The sequence below is a fragment of the Terrimonas sp. genome, from assembly GCF_003075435.1.
Lineage (GTDB): Bacteria > Bacteroidota > Bacteroidia > Chitinophagales > Chitinophagaceae > Agriterribacter.
On sequence record NZ_QCZJ01000016.1, the window covers coordinates 1 to 23,340 of the forward strand.

Annotated in this window: 20 protein-coding genes; 6 read left to right on the plus strand and 14 right to left on the minus strand. The window is 40.8% G+C overall.

Annotation, left to right across the window (positions count from 1 at the left end; genetic code table 11):
- Nucleotides 1-307 precede the first annotated feature (307 nt).
- Complete coding sequence (locus DC498_RS16470) at nt 308-1,072, plus strand: SDR family oxidoreductase (protein WP_116875286.1); 765 nt, start codon at nt 308-310, stop codon at nt 1,070-1,072.
- A 16-nt stretch (nt 1,073-1,088) separates the two neighbouring features.
- On the plus strand, nt 1,089-2,003 hold the full coding sequence (locus DC498_RS16475) for a helix-turn-helix domain-containing protein (RefSeq protein ID WP_116875287.1): 915 nt from the start codon (nt 1,089-1,091) through the stop codon (nt 2,001-2,003).
- A gap of 272 nt (nt 2,004-2,275) precedes the next feature.
- Here the strand turns inward: DC498_RS16475 and DC498_RS16480 are convergent, their stop codons facing one another.
- Nucleotides 2,276-3,052, minus strand: coding sequence for an enoyl-CoA hydratase/isomerase family protein (locus DC498_RS16480; protein ID WP_116875288.1), 777 nt, complete (start codon nt 3,050-3,052; stop codon nt 2,276-2,278).
- A gap of 110 nt (nt 3,053-3,162) precedes the next feature.
- Here DC498_RS16480 and DC498_RS16485 point away from each other — a divergent pair, with 110 nt between their 5' ends.
- Nucleotides 3,163-3,621, plus strand: coding sequence for a hypothetical protein (locus tag DC498_RS16485; protein ID WP_116875289.1), 459 nt, complete (start codon nt 3,163-3,165; stop codon nt 3,619-3,621).
- Between the two features lie 29 nt (nt 3,622-3,650).
- Here the strand turns inward: DC498_RS16485 and DC498_RS16490 are convergent, their stop codons facing one another.
- Entirely contained in the window at nt 3,651-4,226 is a 576-nt protein-coding gene (locus DC498_RS16490) for an adenylate kinase (protein ID WP_116875290.1), read from the minus strand.
- Nucleotides 4,227-4,398: 172 nt separating this feature from the next.
- On the opposite strand from DC498_RS16490, the gene msrB reads away from it, so the two are divergent.
- Nucleotides 4,399-4,971 carry a peptide-methionine (R)-S-oxide reductase MsrB gene (gene msrB / locus DC498_RS16495; RefSeq protein ID WP_116875291.1) on the plus strand — a complete coding sequence of 191 codons (573 nt, stop codon included), beginning with the start codon at nt 4,399-4,401 and terminating at the stop codon, nt 4,969-4,971.
- A 163-nt stretch (nt 4,972-5,134) separates the two neighbouring features.
- Here msrB and DC498_RS16500 read toward each other — a convergent pair whose 3' ends face one another.
- Complete coding sequence (locus DC498_RS16500) at nt 5,135-7,561, minus strand: outer membrane beta-barrel protein (protein WP_116875292.1); 2,427 nt, start codon at nt 7,559-7,561, stop codon at nt 5,135-5,137.
- A gap of 184 nt (nt 7,562-7,745) precedes the next feature.
- On the opposite strand from DC498_RS16500, the gene DC498_RS16505 reads away from it, so the two are divergent.
- Nucleotides 7,746-8,306: a thioredoxin family protein gene (locus DC498_RS16505; RefSeq protein WP_116875293.1), complete on the plus strand. Its 561-nt coding sequence runs from the start codon at nt 7,746-7,748 to the stop codon at nt 8,304-8,306.
- 25 nt (nt 8,307-8,331) lie between these two features.
- On the opposite strand, the gene DC498_RS16510 is transcribed toward DC498_RS16505, so the two are convergent.
- The 4 genes from DC498_RS16510 to DC498_RS16525 form a co-directional block, all read right to left on the minus strand.
- Nucleotides 8,332-9,045, minus strand: a complete 714-nt coding sequence (locus DC498_RS16510) for a pirin family protein (RefSeq protein WP_116875294.1) — start codon at nt 9,043-9,045, stop codon at nt 8,332-8,334.
- A 213-nt stretch (nt 9,046-9,258) separates the two neighbouring features.
- Nucleotides 9,259-9,873, minus strand: a complete 615-nt coding sequence (locus DC498_RS16515; RefSeq protein WP_116875295.1) for an alpha/beta hydrolase — start codon at nt 9,871-9,873, stop codon at nt 9,259-9,261.
- Nucleotides 9,874-9,898: 25 nt separating this feature from the next.
- The gene (locus tag DC498_RS16520) at nt 9,899-10,834 is read right to left on the minus strand and encodes a ring-cleaving dioxygenase (RefSeq protein WP_116875296.1); all 936 of its coding nucleotides are present in this window, start codon (nt 10,832-10,834) and stop codon (nt 9,899-9,901) included.
- 121 nt (nt 10,835-10,955) lie between these two features.
- Nucleotides 10,956-11,771 (minus strand): alpha/beta hydrolase, encoded by an 816-nt coding sequence (locus DC498_RS16525; protein WP_116875297.1) that lies wholly within the window; start codon nt 11,769-11,771, stop codon nt 10,956-10,958.
- Between the two features lie 101 nt (nt 11,772-11,872).
- On the opposite strand from DC498_RS16525, the gene DC498_RS16530 reads away from it, so the two are divergent.
- On the plus strand, nt 11,873-12,988 hold the full coding sequence (locus tag DC498_RS16530; protein WP_116875298.1) for an SGNH/GDSL hydrolase family protein: 1,116 nt from the start codon (nt 11,873-11,875) through the stop codon (nt 12,986-12,988).
- A 44-nt stretch (nt 12,989-13,032) separates the two neighbouring features.
- Here DC498_RS16530 and DC498_RS16535 read toward each other — a convergent pair whose 3' ends face one another.
- The 7 genes from DC498_RS16535 to DC498_RS16565 all read right to left on the minus strand — a co-directional run bounded on the left by DC498_RS16535 (nt 13,033) and on the right by DC498_RS16565 (nt 23,296).
- Nucleotides 13,033-13,971 carry an SGNH/GDSL hydrolase family protein gene (locus DC498_RS16535; protein ID WP_116875299.1) on the minus strand — a complete coding sequence of 313 codons (939 nt, stop codon included), beginning with the start codon at nt 13,969-13,971 and terminating at the stop codon, nt 13,033-13,035.
- Nucleotides 13,972-13,987: 16 nt separating this feature from the next.
- Complete coding sequence (locus tag DC498_RS16540; protein ID WP_116875300.1) at nt 13,988-15,361, minus strand: c-type cytochrome domain-containing protein; 1,374 nt, start codon at nt 15,359-15,361, stop codon at nt 13,988-13,990.
- A gap of 9 nt (nt 15,362-15,370) precedes the next feature.
- Nucleotides 15,371-16,432, minus strand: coding sequence for a 6-bladed beta-propeller (locus tag DC498_RS16545; protein WP_240628035.1), 1,062 nt, complete (start codon nt 16,430-16,432; stop codon nt 15,371-15,373).
- 111 nt (nt 16,433-16,543) lie between these two features.
- Nucleotides 16,544-17,113 carry a DUF5071 domain-containing protein gene (locus DC498_RS16550; protein ID WP_116875302.1) on the minus strand — a complete coding sequence of 190 codons (570 nt, stop codon included), beginning with the start codon at nt 17,111-17,113 and terminating at the stop codon, nt 16,544-16,546.
- A 499-nt stretch (nt 17,114-17,612) separates the two neighbouring features.
- The gene (locus DC498_RS16555; protein ID WP_116875303.1) at nt 17,613-18,062 is read right to left on the minus strand and encodes a transposase; all 450 of its coding nucleotides are present in this window, start codon (nt 18,060-18,062) and stop codon (nt 17,613-17,615) included.
- A 482-nt stretch (nt 18,063-18,544) separates the two neighbouring features.
- Nucleotides 18,545-20,014: a DUF1501 domain-containing protein gene (locus DC498_RS16560; protein WP_116875304.1), complete on the minus strand. Its 1,470-nt coding sequence runs from the start codon at nt 20,012-20,014 to the stop codon at nt 18,545-18,547.
- A 75-nt stretch (nt 20,015-20,089) separates the two neighbouring features.
- Complete coding sequence (locus tag DC498_RS16565) at nt 20,090-23,296, minus strand: DUF1553 domain-containing protein (protein WP_116875305.1); 3,207 nt, start codon at nt 23,294-23,296, stop codon at nt 20,090-20,092.
- Between the last annotated feature and the right edge of the window lie 44 nt (nt 23,297-23,340).

The following is a 23,340-nucleotide window of genomic DNA, read 5'->3' on the forward strand; positions in this document are numbered from 1 at the left end:
GTGGGTCAACATGCAAGAATGTACTTTGACAATACATGACCATCCCTAATCAGAGTGGGTCAACATGATCAGGAATGATGGGTCAGCATGTGCAGGAATAGTGGGTCAGCATGTGCAGGAATATACACCAGGCTTACCCGCCAGCCCAAAATAATGGACTTTTCCTTTTTGACTACAACATTCTGACATTTGGCTACATCTGTTTTTTGATGGCTTTGCAATTTTGCGGTATTAAAGAACAGGAAAATTAAAACAGTATCAGCACTTTTAATCTCAACACCAATTTCACAAATAAATTCAAAATAAAATGAGTACAAAAACCAAAACCGCATTGGTTACAGGCGGGAGTCGTGGACTGGGCAGAGATATGGCGTTAGCCCTTGCCCAAAAAGGTATTGACATAGTTTTTACCTACCATTCAAACAAAGCAGCAGCGGACAAAGTTGTATCAGAAATTCAATCGCTTGGACGAAAGGCAACCGCTTTTCAGTTGGATACAAGAAATATAAGCCAGTTTGACGGCTTTATTAAACAAGCTACCGAACATTTACAAAAAGAAACAGGAAGCCCGGATTTTGATTTCCTGGTTAACAATGCAGGAACGGCTTTATACGCACCTGTAAAGGATACTACCGAGGCACAATTAGACGACACGTTCAATATTCACTACAAAGGCGTGTTTTTCCTGACACAAAAAGCATTGCCGTTTATTAATGACGGAGGCGGAATTGTGAACGTATCAACAGGGCTTGCACGTTTTGCAATTCCGAATTATTCGGTTTACGCTTCAATGAAAGGTGCAATAGAAGTGCTTACCCGTTATCTGGCAGTTGAATTAGGTGCAAGAAAAATCCGTGTAAATGCAGTTGCACCCGGAGCTATTGAAACCGATTTTGGCGGTGGCGTTGTGCGGGATAATAAAGAGATGAATGCTTACATTGCAAATGTTACAGCTCTCGGGCGGGTAGGTTTACCCGAAGATATTGGCGGTGTAGTGGCATTTCTATGCACCGATGACGCACGTTGGATAACCGGGCAACGCATTGAAATTTCGGGCGGACAGGGGTTGTAATAATTATCTTTGCACTATGGCAAATACAAAACCAATACGAATAAAATCGATCAGCGAATTTCACCAGTTGCGAAATTTGCCTGCACCCGGACACCCGCTTATCAGTGTGGTAAATGTGGCAGACTTTTCATATTCCGAAGAAACAATGAATATGAAAGTGATAATGGATTTTTATTCTATCTCCTTAAAACGGAATTGCGGTAAAATCCGCTACGGGCAAACACAATATGACTTTGATAAGGGTGTGATGTATTTCATTGCACCCAATCAGGTTTTTAGCGTGGAGAACAGCCCGAACGAACCCCGGCCAACGGGCTCTATGTTGCTCATTCACCCTGATTTTTTTTGGAATACAGCGCTTGCCAAAGCAATAAACCGATACGAATTTTTCGGCTATGCCGTAAACGAGGCCTTATGGCTTTCGGAAAAAGAAGAGTTCACGATTATTGGCATTATGCAAAACATTCAGCAGGAATACCACAACAGTATTGACAGGTTTAGTAAACAAATCATTGTTTCACAAGTGGAAAGTTTGCTTAATTATTCGGAACGTTTTTACAATCGTCAATTTATCACAAGAGAAAAAAGCAATCACCAGATTCTTGACCGATTGGAAAAATTGCTTTCCGACTACTTTAACAGCGATGATTTGGTTTCAAAAGGGTTGCCGACAGTTCAACATATTTCGGACACACTAAACACATCACCCAAGTATTTAAGCAGTTTAATGAAAGTTCTCACAGGGCAAAGCACACAGCAACACATACACGACAAACTTATTGACAAAGCCAAAGAAAAATTATCTACGACTAATTTATCCGTCAGCGAAATTGCTTATGAACTAGGCTTTGAACATTCACAATCATTCAGCAAACTTTTCAAGACAAAGACGAACGTTTCGCCTTTGGAGTTCAGACAATCGTTCAATTAAATTTTTTCCTTTCCTCTCTTTTTTATTTTTTGGCAGACAATCGACCAGGCCCGGCAGACAGCGGACGACAAAAGCCACTTACCTATAAAATGGGCTGTTGAGGTTATACCTTTTTTCTTGCAAGTTTCCCGTAACGCAGGACTTATATTTTGAAATTATCTTCTGGTGCAGGGTTGGTAGTGTTGCACTGTGCATTGCCGTTACTTTCTGCTAACTCAACAAATCCCTCATGCACAGCATTTTCTATCGGCTAAGGCCTTACCGGTAAATAATTAGTGCAACTTACTCTTTATCTTCTCCAGCGCCGCTTTAGCATAACTGCTTACCACCAGCCTCCCGCTAATAGCAGCGCGTTCAGGAAGAAGTGTATCCCAATCATCTGCATCACGCCATAAAATTTTTTTCATTTCAGCCATCGCTTCGGGATTGGCATGCATCAATTCATTGGCAAGCCGTTGAATTGATTCATCCATATTTTCAAGATTGGAATGCAGTTCGGCATACAGCCCTTTTCTTCTTGCCCACTCCGCGGGGCGCCACATTGCAGCGTCAATTGCCAGTTGGCTGAATGCTGCCAATCCTATTCTTTTTTCAATAGCAGGGCCAACCACAAAAGGACCAAAGCCTATTGATAGTTCGCTGAGCTTTACATCGGCGCCTTCTAACGCTATTGCATAATCAGCAGCGGCTGCAAGCCCAACACCACCGCCCACACATTTACCGTGTATCCGGGCAATGATCAATTTTGGACATTTGCGCATCGCATTAATTACATTCGCAAACCCACTGAAAAATACCCTTCCTTCTTCTGGTGTAGTTACTGCTTTTATTTCATTAAAAGAAGCCCCGGCACAGAATGCTCCTTCGCCTGCTGATCGTAACACAATCACTTTTGTTTCTGTATCCAAACCGGCACTGTGTATTTCCTGGGCCAGGTCTGCAAGTATTGCTGCCGGTAATGCATTACCCTGGGGATGAAAAAATTCTATTGTTGTAATGCCATGCTTTGGTTCAACTTTTACATATCCTTCCTTAATCTGGTGTATCATGTATAACGTTTAATGATTATTGTAGAATACCTTCAACACAATTTAATTATTATTTTAAAAGATACGAAACGTTTACCGGTATCTTTGCGGCAAATAAATCAAGCAGGTTCATGAAAAATTATATCGCTTTTCTTCTTTTGATGGCAGCATACGCCTGTAGCAATACAAACAATAACCAGCCGGCAGATGAGCATAACGCGTCGGTACCTAAAACAGCATCAGACAGCCTTTACAAATCTGTAATGGACGGGCATGATGTAAGTATGAAAAAAATGGGAGAAATTGTCCGGCTGAAAACGTTGATCTCGCAACAAAAAGATTCAATAGCCGGGCTGAAAACAAAGAATCAGCAAAATACAGCGGCGTTTGATATCGCTTTTAACAACCTGGTGTATGCCGAAGAGCTGATGAATAAATGGATGCAGGATTTTAATCCTGACAACGCGGGAAATTCGGAAGATGAAAAGCTGGTTTTCTTCAAAAAAGAAAAAGAGAAAATAGATACCGTAAACGCCCGGATCGACAACAGTATAGAAACAGCAAAAAAAATTACGGCTGCCAGGCCGTAATCCTCCATGAAAAAATATCGTAAACGCAATTATATTTTACCGTCTATCTCTTTGCTGATCACTTCAAAAATTTCATCAACAGTACCTTCACCCTTTATGTGTTTCACCTTGTCAAACTTCAGATAGTAGTCTGCAACAGGGGTGGTTTTCTTATGATACTCGGCTATGCGCGCCTTAATTACTTCTTCATTGGTATCATCGCTTCTGCCGGAAGTTTTGCCACGCCCTAAAAGCCTTTTAATCAATTCAGCTTCAGCCACATCAAGCGCCAGCATTAAATGAATGGCTGTTTTCTTCAGCTTCAGCAATTTATCAAGCGCCTCAGCCTGGGCTTCAGTGCGGGGAAAGCCATCAAACAAAAAGCCCTTTGCATTCGGGTTGTTGTCAAGGGCAGAGCTGATCATTCCTATAACCACTTCATCCGGAACAAGTTGTCCCTTATCCATAAAGCTTTTAGCTTCAAGGCCTAATGGGGTTTGAGCGGCTATTTCGCTACGCAGCAGGTCACCGGTAGACAAATGCTTTAACCCGTATTTCGCAATTAATTTTTCAGACTGCGTGCCTTTTCCGCTGCCGGGAGGACCAAACAAAATTAAGTTGAACATGTACTTACAAACCTTAGGTGAGCGGCAAATATAAAGGAACGTATTAATAAAGCGTTAACAAAAGCAGGAAATGTTGGTTTTAAAGCCCCTTATTTTAACAATCTGCGATTATTTCAATATAGTATATTCATGAGTACCTTCCGTAATTTTGTAAAATAAGAAAACAGTGTATATGCGTTTACTCACCGTTTTTATTCTGCTCTTGCCATTGATTATGCATCAATGCAGCTTTTCACAATCATCTAAAAAAAATACAACAACCATTATGGACAATAATACCAATAATAAAAGCAAAATATATTCCCGCACCGATACTTCAAAAGTTAACCTTACGGATGAGGAATGGAAGAAAACACTTTCACAGGATGTTTATTATATAGCAAGAATGAAGGGAACAGAAAGGCCCTGGACAAGTAAATTTGAAAAGTTTAATGAGGTGGGAACGTATTATTGCGCGGCCTGCGGTAACGCGCTATTTAAAAGCGATACCAAATTTGAAAGCGGGTGCGGGTGGCCGAGCTTTTATGAGCCTATCAGTAAAAGCAGCATCATATATCTTCCTGATCATTCACACGGAATGGACAGAACAGAAGTAGAATGCGGACGTTGCAAAGCGCATTTAGGACATGTGTTTGAAGACGGACCCCCTCCTACAGGTTTGCGCTATTGCATAAACGGCGTTATACTCGATTTTGAAAAAGCTTCAGAAGCGGAGAAAAAGTATAAAGCGGAAAAGAAATCATAATTGCCGGGGTTAATATTAACACCTCATCCTCCTATCCTTTTCCTTGCGGAGAAGGGTAGTGCAGTGGAATATTTCCAAACTATATATCCGCCACTTCAACATTTACATGAATTTCATGCTTACGCTTTAACAACCTCAGGTTCTCTCGTTTTTTAATTTTAAATTAACTCCCCACCCGATCCACCTCTTCTCCCGCACCGCCCGGTCTTTGCGGCAGGGATTTGAATTGCTTACCAAAACGGTATGTAAAAGATAAGGTGCAAACCCTGCTGTCGCGGGTAATCTTGAAATATTCCTGCGCATTGTAGAAAGTAGTAAGCCCTGCCATGGACTGTGTATAAAATATATCCCTGGCTGTTAGTTTAACTGTTCCTGTATTCTTAAGCACCTGTTTAGCCAAACCAATAGAAACCTGCCCCGTCGGGTCAAGCACCTCCTGCAGATCCTGCTGGCTTTTTGTGGTATATATACCAGATAATTCAGCAGACCAGCCTTTGCCCAACCTGAACTGGTTGGTAATATTTGTATTCATTTGCGTGAACGACACATTAAAGACTCTCCATAGCTCGCTCTTCATTCGTTTATACGTTACCGTTGCATCTGCCGATATAAACCACCACGAAAAAACCGATGACTGGAAACTTACAGTCAGAGAAAGGCTCTTCATCTTACCAACATTTCCTTCTGTATACACAAATGAACCGGTGCTGTCTTTCAAAAAAACCTGCGAGAAATAATCTTTCACAATACTGTAATCCAGGCTTGTAGTCAGCATGCTTTTATAACTATGGCTGATGCCGGCGTTCCAGGTATACTGTGGTTTGTAAAAGGGGTTACCGCGCTGGTAAGTATATTTGTTTATTACAAAAACAAATGGGTTCAGCTTTTGAAAAGCCGGGCGTTCAATGCGCCGGCCGGCACTAATGGAAAACAGGTTGACAGAATCTGCCTGCCAGCTGATGAATGCAGAGGGAAAAAGCCCGCCGTAATTCCTGGAGAATGAAGAATCTTTAACAATACTATTTCCTGCCTGCCTGGCTTTATAACCGGTAAGCTCATAACGTAACCCAAGCTTTGCCCTTATTCTGCCCGACTGTTTTTCCGCGTCGGTATATAGCGCGTGAATATTTTCATCGTAGAGAAAATGGTTGGTTTTTCCATAATCCGGTTGCCAATCGTTTAACTGCATAAAATAATACTCAGCTAAATTGTTTGTCCTGATATAAGAAGATTTCCAGCCTGTCTCCATTTTCAGATTGTTACTGAAGCTTTTTGTATAGTCGGCTTTGGCGGCATATATCCTGATGCGGGCATCAAGATCACCTTTTGAAGCTTCACTATACCCTCCCGGAGCATCAAGATCGTTTTTAAAAACCTGCATATTGCTGATGTCATAGTCAATATAATCAAAGTCGGCGCCTAACTCGCTGGTAGTGGAAAATACCTGCTTCAGATTCGCGTTTATACCACCATTTTTCCATCGCACATTATTATCGCTGTGCGTAAGAATTACAGAATCAGCGCTGCCGTTGTTATTTAACCATTGAGCCGTTGCATCTCCCGGATTTTTTCTTGACAGTGCAAGTGCCGATACCATAACGCCGAGCGTAGTTTTATTGCTCAATGCATAATCCGCACCCATTCGTAAAATATTATTTTTACCTCTTGCTGTCATAACAGTCGGCTGCTGCAATACAGATTCAACAGTTGTTTCGTCTGCCTTATAATACGTTCTCAGTGCATACAGATCCATAAAATTTTTATTAGCTGCAATGTTATAGTTAAAAAAGTAGTTGAATTTGTTGTTCCTGTAATTCAGAGATATGCTGTTGTTGCTTTTGTAGTAACGCCCCTGGCCATACGAAAGATTTGCACTCCCGTTAAATCCTCTCTGCCGGTTCTTTTTTGTTTTGATGTTGATAATGCCCGCATTGCCCGACGCATCATATTTGGCAGGAGGATTATCCATCAGCTCAATCAGCTCTGCCTGGCCTGCATTCATGTTTTCCAGTAAAGTAATTAATTCGGCACCCGATATATACAGCGGTTTCCCATCCATCATTACCAGCACGCCCTGTTTTCCCTTCATGTTGATATTACCCGATCTGTCAACAGTAATACCGGGAGATTTCTCAAGCACATCCAACACCGTTGCTCCTGCATTTGTTATTCCCGCGTCGATATTGATAACAGTTTTATCGGGTAATTGCTGAATGGGAGGTTTACGTGCTGTGAGTTTTATTGCTGTGAGTGTTTTAGCCCCGGAAGACAACACAAATGTTTTTTCATTTACAGATGCTGCTGCAACAGCTATTTTTTCAGAAATGAAACTTGCGTATCCTGCCATACTTACTCTGCAAACATATTCTCCCGGCTCTATATCCTGTATCGTTGTTTTCCCTTCTTTGTCAGAAATTTTATGCCGGATGATCGTTGAATCCGGCAATTTCAAAAGCTCAATAGTTACATTGCTTAGGGGAGCCTTCTGTTCGCTTACCGCGTATAATATAATGCTGCCCTTTAATTTTGGCTGGGCTACAATGCCGGATAGCATAGCGATGGTGCAGCATAATAAAAACAATTCTTTCATAGCAGATAACAACTAAATTACAATGCTATGCATTGCAGAACTATAACTTTTGTTTCAACGGAAAAATAATGCGATGAATGAAAGAAAATGTTTATCATGAAGTTAAAATCTGCAGCCTGGACCCTTATTACTTATCTGTATATACATTCTGTGTATTTTTGCCGCTCAAAAAAATAAACTGATAATGAACTGGCAGCAATACCTTGATTATACACATGAAATCTTAAGCGAAGAAAAACCTCAACCTCCCTATGACAACCCGGATTATCATCACTACACAAAAATGAATGACGCCCGTATGCGGAGGTGGGTTAAAACAAACCCGGTAACAGAAGAAACAAAAGCTGTTTTACTACAAATACAAAAGCCGCAGCAATGGATTGTTATTACCGAGCCCTGGTGCGGTGATGCGGCGCATATAGTGCCGATCATTTATTTAATGAGCGTGCAGAATAATAATATTACACTTCAGATTCAATTGCGTGATAGTAATTCTGAAATAGAGCAATATCTTACCGGCGGAACAAAGTCGATTCCAAAATTGATTGTCCGGGATGAAAAAGGCAAAGACCTGTTTAGCTGGGGACCCAGGCCCAGGGAAGGACAGGAGCTTTATCTTTCATTAAGAGCACGCAAAGCAGATTTTGAAGAAACGAAAGTGGCTATCCAAAATTATTACAATAATGATAAGTCGCTAAGCACACAAAAAGAAATTATTGCTTTGCTGAAAGAGCAACTTGCATAAGCTGCTTCATACAACTTCAGCAACATTATTTTTGATTGATCACTGTTTCAATAACCAGGAATTCGCTTTCTTTTTCGCATGTAATGTTTATGCTGTCTGTATCCCAAATGCCTATTGCATCACGTTGAGGAACTTTTGTTCCGTTAACGGTAATAGCTCCTGAAATATTAAAAACAAACAGGCACATATTTTCTTCGCGGAAATGATAGGGTATTTCTTTTCCCTTATCAAAATACCCGATCGATAGCTTTGCATTTTGATTTATCCAGCAGTGCTCTGCACCTTCTTCATAAGAAACGATGGTAGCCAGTTTATTTTTTCTTTTCTCTTTAGGAAAGTTCCGGGTTTGATACCTGGGATTAATGTTTTGCTGCTTCGGGTAAATCCATATCTGTAAAAAGTTTACTTCTTCTTCACCTATATTATATTCTTCATGTTTTAGCCCGCTGCCCGCGCTCATGATCTGAATACCACCTTCTTCAATTACAGTACTATAGCCCATCGTGTCTTTATGGTTCATCTTTCCTTTCAGTAATATGGAAATTATTTCCATATTAATATGCGGATGAATCCCAAAGCCTTTGTCTTTCACGAGATAATCATCATTAAAAGCGAACAATGTTCCAAAGGCGCTCCTTACAGGGTTTTGATAGTTACTGAAACTAAAAACAAAATTGCTTCTAAGCCAGCCGGCATCTTTTTTACCCCGCTCTGATGCGGGAAAATATTGTGTTTGCATAAACTTTCTTTTTCTTTTATTGCTACATTAAACGTTAAGCATCAGATAGTACACCTGATCATCTCATGTCTTATGTTTCATTCTCACAAATTCCTGCGTTTATTTGCGGCAGATGATTTAAGATTACAGTCATTAAGAAATTAAGAAACATAAGTATCCTTAATTCCCTTAATCTCTTAATGGTTGTACAGACTGTATACATATCAATACTCATCATTTAAAAACCAATTGGTTTGCCAGGTTAATTTCATCCTGTGTTATAGTATGCCCCATGCCGGGATATACCTTTTCGGTAACAGCAGCGCCCATCTGTTTTAATATACTGGTAGTAGCATTTACCCGTTCTACCGGCACATGAAAATCAGGGTCACCTGTTCCTATAAATACCGGTGTTTCTTCAAAGTTACCTTTATAGTTTTCAGGATAAATTTTATCTCCAATTAAACCGCCGGTAAAAGCAACTGCCCCGCCATATTTTGAGGCATTGCGTGCTATATACTCCAGCGCTAAGCATGCGCCCTGCGAAAATCCGAGAAAATAAATTTTATCTTTTGCTATTCCCTTTTCAATGGCTTCCCCTGCTGCTTTCCCTACAAGTGCCAATGCGCCAGCCAGCCACGGCTGATTCTCTGCTACAGGCGCTAAAAAGGAATAGGGGTACCATGTATTATTTGTTGCCAGGGGCGCTAATAACAGACAATCTTTTACATTAAGATGCCCGGCTAAGGATAGAATATCTTCAGCGCTGCCGCCACGGCCGTGCAGCATTATTAGTGCTTTAGCCGGGTTCTTTATATTTCCGGATATTATAATATTTTCTTTATGCATTTTTTATTATTAGCAGTTGTATACTTTATTTCAATACAGGCAACACTCTTTCAATCTCAGCTCTTGCAGGTTCATATTGTTTAGGCAATTTTAATTTGCTGCCTAATTGTATCAGCGGTTCATCTACTGTAAATCCGGGATTATCTGTAGCTATTTCAAAAAGCACGCCACCCGGTTCCCTGAAATATAATGAGAAGAAATAATCACGGTCAATTTTGGGTGTTATCTGCAAACCGGCACTTAATATTTTTTCCCTGAATGCCATCTGCACATCATCAGTTTCTACCCTGAAGGCAATGTGGTGATTAGTGCCTGCGGCATTATAACCACGCTTCCCTTTTTCATCAACCAGGATATCTATTGTTGACGCTGTTTCTATAGCATCAGTTATAAAGCGATACCTGTTCCCTTCCTGCCCGGTTTGTTTATATCCCAAAATATCAGTGAGCACTCTTGCTGTTGGCTCAAGTTCTTTTAAGCTTAGTGTTGTTCCCTGGAATCCTTTGGTAGCAACGCTTTCAGCAACTTCACCTGTTACCCATCCTTTACGGTTATCCGTAGTTTTCGGCACTACCAGTGCCAGGTTTAATCCATCGGGATCTGTGAACGGGAGATATATTTCCCCGAAACGTTCAACTGCTTCTTGGGTTTTGATATTGAATTGTTTAAAGCGTTCTTTCCAGAAATCTATACTTCCCCCGGCAACAGCATATGCTATTTCAGTAGCCATTCCCACACCATTGGTGCCCTGTCCTATTCCTTCCCACGGAAAAAATGTTAAGATAGTTCCGGGTGTGCCTTCTTCATTGCCATAATAAAAATGATAGGTACCGGGATCATCAAAGTTTACGGTTTTCTTAACCAGCCTCAGCCCTAATACTTTTGTATAAAAGTCATGGTTACGCTGGGCAATATTGGCAATAGCCGTTATATGATGCAATCCTAAAATTCTGTTTGACATAGTGTGATCTTTATAGATGCAAATTTTGCACTATGCCTGCTCAAAAAAAATAATATAGATTAAGTTGTCTGTTACGCGCGGGGCAATTATTTCTGATGTCTTTAAAATACCGGACCGCAGATTATTTACTTATAAAGTAGTTATGCATAAACAGCATTTGGTATTGAACGGCATTGGTCCAGTAAGCCCAGTTATGCGCACCCGGTCTCACAATATAATCATGCGGTATGTTGCGGTATAAAAGTTCCTTGTGCAGATTTTCATTCACTTCATAAAAAAAATCACTGCTACCACAATCAATAATAAAGGAAAGAGAAGCTGGGGTAAGCAGGTGAAGCATATTGATCACTGTATTTTTTTCCCAGCGGTCTGGGTATTGGGCGTAAGGGCCAAGGCGTTTTGCCATATCCCAGTTATTGGGAAAAGGGCGTATATCAACACCCCCGCTCATACTGCCGGCAGCACCAAACACATCCTGGTGCTTAAAGGCCAGGTATAATGCACCGTGTCCGCCCATACTCAGCCCGGTGATGGCTCTCCCTTTTCTGTCTTTAATGGTTTTGTATTTTGAATCAATCCAGCTAACCAGCTCTGTTGCAATATATGTTTCATAACGAAAAGATGAATCAACAGGGCTATCCCAATACCAGCTACCAAAATTTCCATCAGGACAAACGATAATGATGTTATAAGTATCAGCTAATTTTTCAACACCGGTTGCCTTTTTAACCCAATCGGCATAATTGCCGCTATAACCGTGCAGTAAATACACAACAGGCAACGCTTTGGCAGCAGCATAATTATCTGGTTTTATCACTACCGCCTTAATATTTTTATTCATGATATTGCTGCGGGTTTCAACAGTATCGGTAATGGCGGCGTGAAGCTGATATTGAAATCCGAGAAGAAAAATCAATCCTGACAAAAAAGTTTTCATTGTATATACTTTGAATTAAAATTAATGATAGGTTATGAATTTGCAAGCTCATTATAATTTTTTAGTAGTACATTGAACAAGTCTTTATATAATACTTTTTTATGAATAGAATTTTCATGCTTTTATTCCTTTCAATGATTGTTGGTTTCTCTTACTCACAAGCCTCACATACCTACAAATGGTTTGACCCGGCTCAATCCGCATTTCCTGTTATTGAAGGCAGAGGATGGCAAGCTGAGTTAAAAGATGCTTACGACAGGTTTCCTGCAAAAGCAGAACAAACAGTTAGGAAAGAAGTATGGAAGCTGTCAAAAAATGCTGCAGGAGAATATATACGATTTACGACCAATGCAAGCGAAATTGTTGTTCGCTATATAGTATCCGGTGGAAAAAACTTTGACCATATGCCGTCTACCGGCGTGAGCGGGGTTGATCTATATGTACAGGATAATGCGGATAACTGGCATTGGGTAAGGGCAGCTTACAAATTCGGAGATACTATCGAGTACAGGTATTCTGGTTTTGCTTCACCTGCTCCGGTAAAAGAATTCCGGTTATACCTGCCTTTATATAATACACCTGTATGGTTGAATATAGGCGTGCCGGAAACCAATACATTTTCTGCATTACCTGTAAACAAAGAAAAACCTTTGGTGCTGTATGGCACTTCTATTTTACAGGGCGGCTGCGCCAGCAGACCGGGATTAGCATGGACAAATATTTTAGGAAGAAAGCTGAATATGCCTATTATTAACCTGGGCTTTTCCGGTAATGGACGGCTGGAGCAACCGGTAATTGATCTGATCAATGAAATTGACGCGAAACTTTTTGTACTTGATTGTCAACCGAACCTTGTTGATAAAAAACAGTACCCGGAACCTGAGCTTGAAAACCGTATTCGTAATTCGGTAAAAAGCCTGCAATCAAAACATCCCGCTACGCCAATATTATTGGCTGAACATTGCTGCGGTTTTCCTGCTGTAAATCTTGATTCTGCCTCTGCAAACCGGTATATATGGACAAGCGAAGTGATGGCAAATACTTTTTCAAAAATGAAAAAAGAAGGGGTAAAAAATATTTATTTACTCACGGCAAAAGATATAGGCTTTGATATGGAAAGCACGGTAGACGGTACACATCCTAACGATATAGGTATGATGAAGTACGCGGAAGCGTATGAAAAAGCTATAAGGAAAATATTTTCTACAGGCAGGTAAAAGACTAAAATCAGAGCTGTTGTGAAAGGATAGGGCATGCCCTGCTATTTTCCACTGACTAAATTCCGTATCTGATCATCAATTTGTTTTGCTTTGATTCTTGCTTCTTTAAGCGGCAGTCCAACTTTCATTTCGGGCCTCGTATGTTTTATAGCGGTAAGCCAGGCATCTTTCATTATACCTTGCTTTTCTGCAACCATCTGCAAAATTTTTTCTCCGTTGGGATAAGTTGATATAATATCATTAATGCTTGCGGCGCCGGCAATTTTATCTTCATTAAGATATAGCAAAACCTGCTTTGCCATCAGCCAGTGCCCTTCGTCGCCGGGATGAACGCCGTCTTTGGCTAAAACAAAAGAAGTGTCTTTCGCCCGGTGATCCAGCAAATATTTTTTCATGGGAAAATGAATATCCGCTACATCCCATTCTGCCCTGTAGCGCTGGCTAAGCAGCCATTCACTATACCTGTCAAGCACTTCAGCATAGCCCGCATGCCCACCGTTTTTTTCATCAAATATCGGGGGTGTAAGGTGAACCATTTTTGCACCGGTTTTAATTACTGCATCGTGCAGCCAGATTATACCTACTTTGAACTTCTGGAACCTTTGCTCATCAAATGGCTGGTATATACCATCATTCATGCCATAACTTGCAAATACGATATCAGGCTTGATAGCAGCAAGCACCCGCGCTAATCTTTCGTGCAGGTCTGGTCTTGGAAATCTTCCATCCGCATGCCCCTCTTCCGAAAGCCCTGAAACCGTTTCGCTCGGCAGTCCTACATTTATAAACTCGTAATGTTTACCGGGATAATTAATGGTAAAATAAGTTTCAATATCTGTAACATATTTACCGGCATAGGTAATACTGTTACCGATAAAGAGTATACGCTTTACTTTTTTAGGAAAGGGTCCGGCATTTCTATACGAGATGGTAAGCACACCGAATAAAGCAATGCAAATAATACTACAATATTTTTTCATGATTGATCATTAAAAATCAATGCTCGATGGTTATATCTTTTGAGACAGACTGAAAATCTTTAATCCCGTCTTCCGTTACTTTTGTTTGCCAGAGATTAGTTTTCTTAAGTGCTTTCATTTCCTTTAAAACAGCAAAACTTTTATCGGTAATATCATTCTCCCCAATATTCAGAATATTGAGTTGTTGAAGTTTACCCAATGGTGTTATTATTTCATCAGCAAGTTTTGTTTGCTGCATATCTAACTTGTTAAGCATGCTGAAGCTGCCAATGATTTGTAAAGCTTCTTTTGACAGTACACAATGTTTTACATCGAGCTGGTATAGCTGTTCTTTTACTGCATAAAGCTTATTTAACAGATTGACTATTTCAGATTCAGTTGATTGCTGCACCATAACAAATGAAGCCTGCAACAGATTGCTCTCAGATGATACAGACCGGAGAATAATACCGGCTTCTTTAAGTTGCTTTAAAGCAGCAGAATCTGCTGCCGCTGCAACAGGAAGAATGATGTCTTTATCATTTGCCGCATCAATACCAAGATAAGCAGATATGAGATATTTGCTTTTATCATCTGCATGCTGCTTTGCAACATTTTTTTCATAATCCGCTCCCGTGTTTATCCACCATTTGATAAGTGATATCTCTACAGGTGTTAACGCCGGTTGATTATCCGCAGGCATAAATTTAGAGCTGGTAACAGGCAGGGTTACACGATGGAGCAGTTCGCTCTTTTCTAAATCTGCAGCAATAACAGCAGCGCCGCTTTTGCCTCCTTTTGTTATGCCATCTTTGCTGCTCAAATCAAGATCGCCTTTTTGTTTGCCGGGGTTATGACAGCTTATACATTTGTTATTGAGTACCGGCTGAATAATATCTTCATATACAATTACAGAATCTACAGAGGCAAATGTTTTTTTAGGGATGGTTTTGGGTGCCGCGCCAAAAATTTTTTGCAGAGAAGCCGGCAGGTATTTCGTCAGGTATCCTTCCCCGTGAGTCATGTTGCCACCAAGGTGCCCACCAATAGCAATCAGTATGGTAGAGATAATAAGTAAAGCATTGCTGGTTTTTTTCCCTGGCTCAGGTTTTCTCCTGGTTAACCAACAGGCAAAACAAACAATAGCCGCTGCAATACCTATCCATTTATGCCAGGAAAGTGTATTTGCATCATAGCCGCCCTTGCCGGATAATAAAAACCCGGTAACTATTGCAAACACAGCGCCGGCAAAACCGGCAAGCAATGCTATATCAATTGCTTTATCAAGCAATATGCTTTTGCGGTACGCTGATATAATAACCAGCAATACCGCAAATACAATAATACCTATCGGAAGATGAACAACAAGAGGATGAAACCTGCCTAAAAATTGCGACCAGTCTGTTTGCATGGATATTTTTTAAACTCTCTCCAGTTTTACAGGATATGTTTTCTCAGCATTCCATTGGCATACATACACATTCTTTTCATCATCTACGCATACATCATGGCCGTGATAAAAAATCGCACCATCCATGAACATGGGTTGCAATACGCCATTTTTGTATACAGGCTTTGTACCGCCGGGGTTTGAAACTACTTTATTATTCTTGTCAAGTATAGTAACAAACCCGGATTTCCCCCCATTCATTTTTCCGCTGTCTCTAAAGTTTGACCAGCACACGCCGGCATAAATATTTTCTCCGTTAATAACCGGGCGACATACATAAGCGCCCGGAAGCTTTACTGTTTCTATATATTTACCATCAAGCGTGAAAAATTTAAATGCGTTCTCATTACGCGAGGTGCAAATTAATTTGGGTGATGATGGATTACGTGTATCAACAGCAATACCATGCGCCTGGCTCAGGTTATGTTCGGGATTGACGTTATTGTGCCCGCCAAAGTGCCTGATATATTCTCCTTTGTGATTGTATTGAATAATATAATCAGAGCCGTAGCCATCTGCCACATAAAAATCACCGTTCGGTGCAACGGCAGTTTCGGTTGGCTGAAATTTCTCATCATCTTTATATACACCTATAGTTGCAGGATGACCCAATGCAAATACAAGATCACCATTGATCGTTGTTTTATACACAGAACCCGATTGTCTTCCGCCCTTACCATTTCTGCCGAGATAATAACCGCTATCGGCAATAAACAAAAAATCTTCACCGCCTTCATTGGTTAGTGTTAGCCCGTGCCCACCTGAATATTTTGTGCCCCATGAATCAAGCAGTTTACCTGATTTATCATATACAAGTATATTATTCCTTATTTCGTCTCCCAGCATTACCAGCCTGCCTTTAGAGTCCTGCACCATTTCGTGGCAGTTAAGCACCGGTGTTTTTGAAGGGTCAAGATCACCCCAGGTTTTATTTACCTTATACCTGAATGCTCCGTGACCGATGATGCTATCGTCATTTGGGTTTGTTTTGCCAATAATATTAAATCCTGCTACCGCTCCGGTTGTAAGCATAATTGTTTTTTTTAGAAATGATCTTCTGTGATTGTTATTATTCATAATGCAAGAAATATAAAATGGTTCAATTTACACTGTTTTAGTGAATATCGGTTGTAAGGGAAAGGGTTATTGCAAGACCGTTTCCAGTTCATCAACCCAGTATTTATCTCCTTTATATATACCCAATAAGTAATTGTATTGGTGATGAAAGTCTGATTCATTTAAACAGCGTTTCAAAATTCTTAACGCTTCTACTGCTGCCCCTTCTTTATCTCCCCTTTTTACTAAAGCCAGGAGATCGCTCTTGAGCAATTGAATAGTTTGTTCTTTCCAATCACTAACAATATAAATGAGAATCCAATAATTCCATAGTTCTTCGTGATCTTTTTTAAAAACCTTTTGGATGTATGGAATTAGCGGTTTTCCTATTGAAGCAAGTAGTTTAGCAACATCTCTAACAACTGGCCAATTGCCATCTTGTAAGAACTCCAAAAGCTCACTAAGGCAATGGGATAACCTGGCATATCCTAAATGCCGTATTACAATTCCCGCCTCATAGGATTTTATATATTTTGCCGAAACCAATTCTTTTAATTGGTCTTCAGTAAGACTGTCAAATATTTTCAATGTTTCAATTTGATCATCGGGTTCTTTATCCCATGAAACATTTGATAAAAGGTTGTCAAGCGTTTGCATCGTTCGTTTTTAAGGTTGTTGATTGAACAAAAACTAACGAAATAATTCCCCTTTTTTGCAAAACCGGCTTCAATTGGTTTGCCGGGGAGCGTTATTGATGATATGAAGTAAAATTACAAATGATAAGATTATAATTGTCAGCCTTTATGCTTATAGGGATTCGAACCTTGCATGAGGCTTAATCAAGGATATGATACCTATACAGTTGCATGCAAAAGATATAGAAAGCGAATTATAAAGCCGCCAACCTTATGACCTTAGTAACACAGGGCAACAACTCAACATTAACCTTATTAGCATCATTGAAGGTAATAAGGTGAGTTAAGCGATCAACTGTCTGTTACTAAGGTAATAATGTTTAGATGCTAAAAGCAGTTGCATGAGGCTTAATCAAGGATATGTTATCTATAAAGTTGCATGCAAAAGATACAGAAAGCGAATTATAAAGCCGCCAACCTTATTACCTTAGTAACAGGGCAATATCTCAACGTTAACCTTATTAGCTTATGATATCCCATTTCAATGTTTTCTGATATTGTTTTAAAAACTTATTATACTCTTCCGCAATGCTCATTTTTTGATGATGGATTGGTTGATTAAGTATGTATTTACATACCTTGTCCACATCTGTTTTTGAAACAGAAAAGGCAGATGCTGATTGTTGCCATGCAAATCTCTCCGTGCATAATTTATTATCGTGAATAAATTTTGCGGAACTGTCTGATATAATAGTAAGCATTGTCTCCTCTGATATCTTTGATGAACGGGATACAAGAAGATGCACATGTTCAGGATTGGCGTAAATACTATATGTTTTTGAATTATTGTTATTAACGATGCCCGTAATGTACTTTTCTAATCTTTCGCGATAATTTTCTACGATCAGCGGCATACGGTTTTGCGTTATCAAAATAAAATGAGTGTAAAGATTGTAATATTCTATTTTCATGGTTAGCTATATTGAAGGTAATAAGGTAAGTTAAGAGATCGCTTATTTGTTACTAAGGTAATAATGTTTTGGGTGATAAAGTGTTTTGATCAGACGCGTTTCAAATTATCCAGACGGTTGCGCCGGCAAAACGTAGGATATACAGGAAAGGGGATAGCCAAACATCCAACTATTTGCTTATAGGATTCTTAACCTTATTGTTCGGAATCCTGCGCAATGAATATAAAGCTACCAACCTTATTACCTTAGTAACAGGGCAACATCTCAACGCTAACCTTATTAGCTTATCATTGAAGGTAATAAGGTTAGTTTAAGCGACTACCTGTCTGTTACTAAAGTAATAATGTTTAGACGCTAAATGTTTTTAGCCCCTTGCAATTATTAAATAGCCTCTTCCTATTACATTTCAACTTTTCGTTTTTCAAAGACATTTTTAAAATGGATAATTTTTTAATTGCCTCAAATAACAGCAGCGTATAAACTCACCCTATCACCCCCTTCACCACTTTCCCCGCCACATCTGTAAGCCTAAACTTTCTCCCCTCCGAATCATACGTAAGCTTTTCATGATCTATGCCCAACAGGTATAACAAGGTAGCCTGGAAATCATGAACGTGCACAGGATTCTTCACAATATTATATCCAAACTCATCTGTTTCACCATAAGTCAATCCCGGCTGCACACCACCACCCGCCATCCACATGGTAAAACAGCGTGGGTGATGGTCTCTGCCATAATCATCTTTGGTGAGTTTGCCCTGCGAGTAATTTGTTCTTCCGAATTCTCCACCCCATACTACTAAAGTATCATCTAATAAACCACGTTGTTTCAAATCTTTTACCAATGCCGCCGATGCCTGGTCTGTGGCCTTGCATTGATTAACCAGCGCTTTGGGCAAATTGCCATGCTGATCCCAGCCCTGGTGATACAACTGTACAAACTTCACATCCCGCTCAAGTAACCGCCGTGCCAGTAAGCAATTGGCGGCATAGGTTCCCGGCGTTCTTGAATCCGGTCCATACATATCAAAAACCCAATCAGGCTCATCAGACATATCTGTTATTTCAGGAACAGAAGCCTGCATTCTGAAAGCCATTTCATATTGCGCTACGCGATTGGCAATATCAGGATCCCCAAATGTTTCCATCTGCGCCTGGTTCAATGCTTTTAATGCATCAAGCATTTCTCTGCGATCAACCGCTTTATAACCTTCCGGATCGGAGAGATACAATACCGGATCTGACCCCGAGCGGAACTGAACGCCCTGGTATTTGGACGGAAGGAACCCATTTCCCCAAAGTCTTGCATACAATGGCTGATCTTTGGGTGCATTGTTTGAAACAAGAACAATAAAAGCAGGCAGGTTTTCATTATCAGATCCCAAACCATAACTTATCCATGCACCCATACTTGGCCGCCCTGCAATCTGGTTACCTGTTTGCATAAAAGTAAGCGCCGGGTCATGGTTGATCTGGTCCGTATGCATTGATTTTATAAAACAAATATCATCTGCTATAGCGCCGGTATACGGCATCAATTCGCTTGTCCACGCTCCACTCTTACCGTTTTGTTGAAATTTAAAAGAAGAACCAACCAACGGCAACGCAGATTGTTGTGCGCTCATACCGGTTAGTCTTTGCCCTTTTCTCACAGAATCGGGCAGATCCTGTCCATGCATTTTTTCAAGCATGGGCTTATAATCGAAAGTTTCAAACTGAGACGGGCCTCCGCTCTGGAAAAGATATACCACTCTTTTTGCACGGGCAGGGATATCGGGAGCACCCATTACACCGGCGCCTGCTATAACGGGGCTTCCTTTTTTTACAGGATTGCCTGTTTGTCCTGTAATCAACGAGCCCAATGCAACTGCACCCAGGCTCAGCGATGCTTTTTGTAAAAAAGACCGCCTGTTGAGGTTGCTTGCAATGAGTTGTTCGATTTCTTTATTCATAGCTTTTTGATTTAAGGTGGAAGGTGTAGGGTGTAGGGCCGAAGCGGCTACCCTACGCCTTATACCTTAAACCCTTTACCTTTTCGTTACAAATGCATCCGAATTCATGATCGTACTCACCATCACCGTTGTTGCCGCAAGCTCTTCGGGTTTTAGGTTTTTGCTTATTTTATATTCTCCGGTCGCTAACCAGCCTTTCATTTTCGTTTTGTCTTTACTGAATTTATTATACTGCGCTGTGTATAAGCCTTCGAGAATTGCTGTCTCTTTTTGGGTTGGTTTAATACCTGTTAAAGAACGATATGCATACACGATCCTGTCAGTTTCATTGCTATACTTTTCAATAGCCCGTTCAGCCAAAACTTTTGCCGCCTCTGTAAACTGCGGATCATTCAATAAAACCAGGGCCTGCAGAGGTGTGCTCGTTTTTTGACGTTGCACAATACAACTGCTTCGCAGCGGCGCATCAAATGTACCTAACGATGGGGCAAGATTGGTGCGCCGCCAGAATGTATACAAGCTTCTGCGGTACAGGTTGGCGCCGCTATCCTGCCTGTATACTTCACTGTTTACCGACCATATGCCTTCGGGCTGATAAGGCTTTACACTTGGGCCGCCGATGCTGTCGTTTAATAATCCGCTTGCTTTTAGTGCAGCATCACGGATCATTTCTGCAGGTTGCCTGAATGCAGGGCCACGCGCCAGTAGTATATTATCCGGATCATTTGCCAGCAAAGCTGCATCTGCGTGTGAGGATTGCCGGTAGGTTGCCGACATTACGATGAGCTTTTGCATTGCTTTTATATCCCAGCCCGATTCTCTGAAAGTGACGGCCAGCCAATCCAGCAATGCAGGATTAGAAGGTACGCCACCCTGGTTACCGAAATTATCCGCGCTCTTTTGTATACCTGTGCCGAAATAAGTTTGCCAGTAGCGGTTGACGATCACTCTTGCCGTTAAAGGATTTCTTGCATCAAACAACCATTGCGCAAGCCCCAGCCTGTCTTTCCTTAAATTTTCAGGATAAGGAAGAATGGCGTTGGGCACATCAGGAAATACCTCTTCACCCAATGCATCATATGCGCCGCGAAGCAATACATGCGCAGGCCTGCGCTGCTTCATTTCCTCCATCACCATTATCTCAGGGATATTTTCGGATGCTATATTTCTTTGCTGTCTTATTTCCTGCAGCTCCTTTTGTTTTTGCTGCCATGCTTTTGATATATTGGAAAAATAATATTGCTCAAGATCTCGGTCTGGTATAGACGAAGTGAAGTTTGTGCGATTGTAATTCGCCTGGAGCAGGCCGGCAGCTTCTGAGGCATTCAGCGCACGATCATATACTACCAGTTCATCAACCAACCCGTTTTTAAACCCCGTACCACGCCAGTCTGCACCTACCTGTAACCCGATCTGATCATCCCGGTGGTATACAATATCTTTATACAGGTTATCTTTTTCCGTTACCATTTCCGCTTCCTTTCCATCTGCATATAATTTTATTCCTTCGGCTTTGCCCGAGCCACTATACGTTAACGTTAGTTGTATCCATTTTTCTTTTGGTAATGTATCTTTTGTGATTTTTAAGATTTCATTATAAGGCCATGCATGCGCCATCAGAAACCTGGCTTTACCATCTTCTATATTCAGGTAGTAACCATGAAAAGCATAAGTGATATCGCCATTGCCCTTATGAACGATGATGGCTTTATTTACATCCCTGGGAATATTGATCCAAACACCGATGGAGAATGGTTGAAAGCGATTATATATGCCAACCTTTCCGAGCTTCAGAATATCATCCCCGTTTGATTTGAAGGCATTGCCAAATTTGCCCGGAACAATTACCGCATCTGCTACCGTACCTCCACCCCCCTTGGGGTCTTTTTCGTTGATGAACTTTTTATCAGCGAGTTTATCAAAGGTAAAATGGGCCTGCAATCCTTTACTCAAATCAAAAGGCGCTTTTTTGTTGAGCGTTTGTTTCCATTGTTCAAAAGCAAGCTTTTCCTGTTGTGTGATAGCATCAAGCTGTTGCAGTTTCTCTTTTTCCTTATTGATAAGATATGCGAGAACAGAATCCTGCTTTTTATCTGTTAACAGCATTGAAGGACCCGGTGTTGCCTGGTCAAATGATATCTGCCCCGGCTCATCAATATTGTTAAAGAAACTATACAGGCTGTAAAACTCTTTAATCGAAACAGGATCAAATTTATGATCATGACATCTTGCACAACCTATTGTTAAACCCAAAAATGCTGTGCCTAAGGTGCTGGTCCGGTCAACCACATATTCGCTCCGGAATTCTTCATTGATGATACCACCCTCCGCATTTTGCGCATGATTCCGGTTAAAGGTTGTTGCCAGCCTTTGCTCACGGGTAGCATTGGGCAGCATATCGCCAGCAAGCTGCCAGGTTGCAAACTGGTCGAAATGCATATTCTGATTAAAGGCTTTTATCACCCAGTCTCTCCATTGCCATGTTGCACGGTAACGATCAACAGTATATCCATACGTATCTGCATAGCGGGAAACATCCAGCCAGTCAGTCGCCATTTTTTCGCCATAGTGTGGTGATTGTAATAATTTATCTACTACTTTTTCGTAAGCGCTTTTTGAATGATCTGCCACAAAAGCCTCAATCTCTTCAACGGTGGGTGGTAATCCCGTAAGGTCAAGCGTTACGCGTCTTAATAAAGTTTCTTTATCAGCTTCCGGCGATGGCTTCAGCTTATTTTCTTCCAGCTTTTGCAATACAAAATAATCAATAGGATTATTTGCCCGGTCTTTTTCTTTTATTTCAGGCAATGCCGGCTTTACCGGAGCAATAAACGCCCAATGCGGCTTATATACTGCACCCTGTTCAATCCATTTTATCAATACCGCTCTTTCATAATCTGTTAACGTACGGTTTGATGCTTTGGTAGGCATTGCAAGGTCAGGATCGGTAGTTACAAGCCGATGATAAAATTCACTCTTGCTGAGGTTGCCAGGAACAATAGCACGCTTTCCATCTTTCAATAATGCAGCGGCACCTTCGGGAGTTGATAAATCAAGCCCGGCTTTTTGCCCGTTGCCCTTATCAGGTCCATGACATAAAAAACATTTATCAGAAAGAATGGGCTTTACATGTTGATTGTAATCTATTACTGCGGGAAGGCTGCTTTCAAGCTTCGCGATTGCTTCAGGCTTTTTTACACGACCCGCCTGTACGAATATAAAAACGCAGGTTGCTAAAACAGCAACTACCAATATAATTTTAGTGGAAATCTTACCCGGCATCTACAATCATCAAATGGTTAAAAGGGATTTTTTGCCTTCTAAAG

Bases quoted from the DNA above. Each gene is read 5' to 3' on its own strand.
- DC498_RS16555 (WP_116875303.1), bottom strand. From the start codon at position 18,062: ATGAAAATAGAATATTACAATCTTTACACTCATTTTATTTTGATAACG.
- DC498_RS16505 (WP_116875293.1), top strand. From the start codon at position 7,746: ATGAACTGGCAGCAATACCTTGATTATACACATGAAATCTTAAGCGAA.
- DC498_RS16545 (WP_240628035.1), bottom strand. From the start codon at position 16,432: ATGCTTACAACCGGAGCGGTAGCAGGATTTAATATTATTGGCAAAACA.
- msrB (WP_116875291.1), top strand. From the start codon at position 4,399: ATGCGTTTACTCACCGTTTTTATTCTGCTCTTGCCATTGATTATGCAT.
- DC498_RS16550 (WP_116875302.1), bottom strand. From the start codon at position 17,113: ATGCAAACGCTTGACAACCTTTTATCAAATGTTTCATGGGATAAAGAA.
- DC498_RS16470 (WP_116875286.1), top strand. From the start codon at position 308: ATGAGTACAAAAACCAAAACCGCATTGGTTACAGGCGGGAGTCGTGGA.
- DC498_RS16565 (WP_116875305.1), bottom strand. From the start codon at position 23,296: ATGCCGGGTAAGATTTCCACTAAAATTATATTGGTAGTTGCTGTTTTA.
- DC498_RS16510 (WP_116875294.1), bottom strand. From the start codon at position 9,045: ATGCAAACACAATATTTTCCCGCATCAGAGCGGGGTAAAAAAGATGCC.
- DC498_RS16490 (WP_116875290.1), bottom strand. From the start codon at position 4,226: ATGTTCAACTTAATTTTGTTTGGTCCTCCCGGCAGCGGAAAAGGCACG.
- DC498_RS16475 (WP_116875287.1), top strand. From the start codon at position 1,089: ATGGCAAATACAAAACCAATACGAATAAAATCGATCAGCGAATTTCAC.
- DC498_RS16560 (WP_116875304.1), bottom strand. From the start codon at position 20,014: ATGAATAAAGAAATCGAACAACTCATTGCAAGCAACCTCAACAGGCGG.
- DC498_RS16515 (WP_116875295.1), bottom strand. From the start codon at position 9,873: ATGCATAAAGAAAATATTATAATATCCGGAAATATAAAGAACCCGGCT.
- DC498_RS16480 (WP_116875288.1), bottom strand. From the start codon at position 3,052: ATGATACACCAGATTAAGGAAGGATATGTAAAAGTTGAACCAAAGCAT.
- DC498_RS16535 (WP_116875299.1), bottom strand. From the start codon at position 13,971: ATGAAAAAATATTGTAGTATTATTTGCATTGCTTTATTCGGTGTGCTT.
- DC498_RS16485 (WP_116875289.1), top strand. From the start codon at position 3,163: ATGAAAAATTATATCGCTTTTCTTCTTTTGATGGCAGCATACGCCTGT.
- DC498_RS16520 (WP_116875296.1), bottom strand. From the start codon at position 10,834: ATGTCAAACAGAATTTTAGGATTGCATCATATAACGGCTATTGCCAAT.
- DC498_RS16530 (WP_116875298.1), top strand. From the start codon at position 11,873: ATGAATAGAATTTTCATGCTTTTATTCCTTTCAATGATTGTTGGTTTC.
- DC498_RS16500 (WP_116875292.1), bottom strand. From the start codon at position 7,561: ATGAAAGAATTGTTTTTATTATGCTGCACCATCGCTATGCTATCCGGC.
- DC498_RS16525 (WP_116875297.1), bottom strand. From the start codon at position 11,771: ATGAAAACTTTTTTGTCAGGATTGATTTTTCTTCTCGGATTTCAATAT.
- DC498_RS16540 (WP_116875300.1), bottom strand. From the start codon at position 15,361: ATGCAAACAGACTGGTCGCAATTTTTAGGCAGGTTTCATCCTCTTGTT.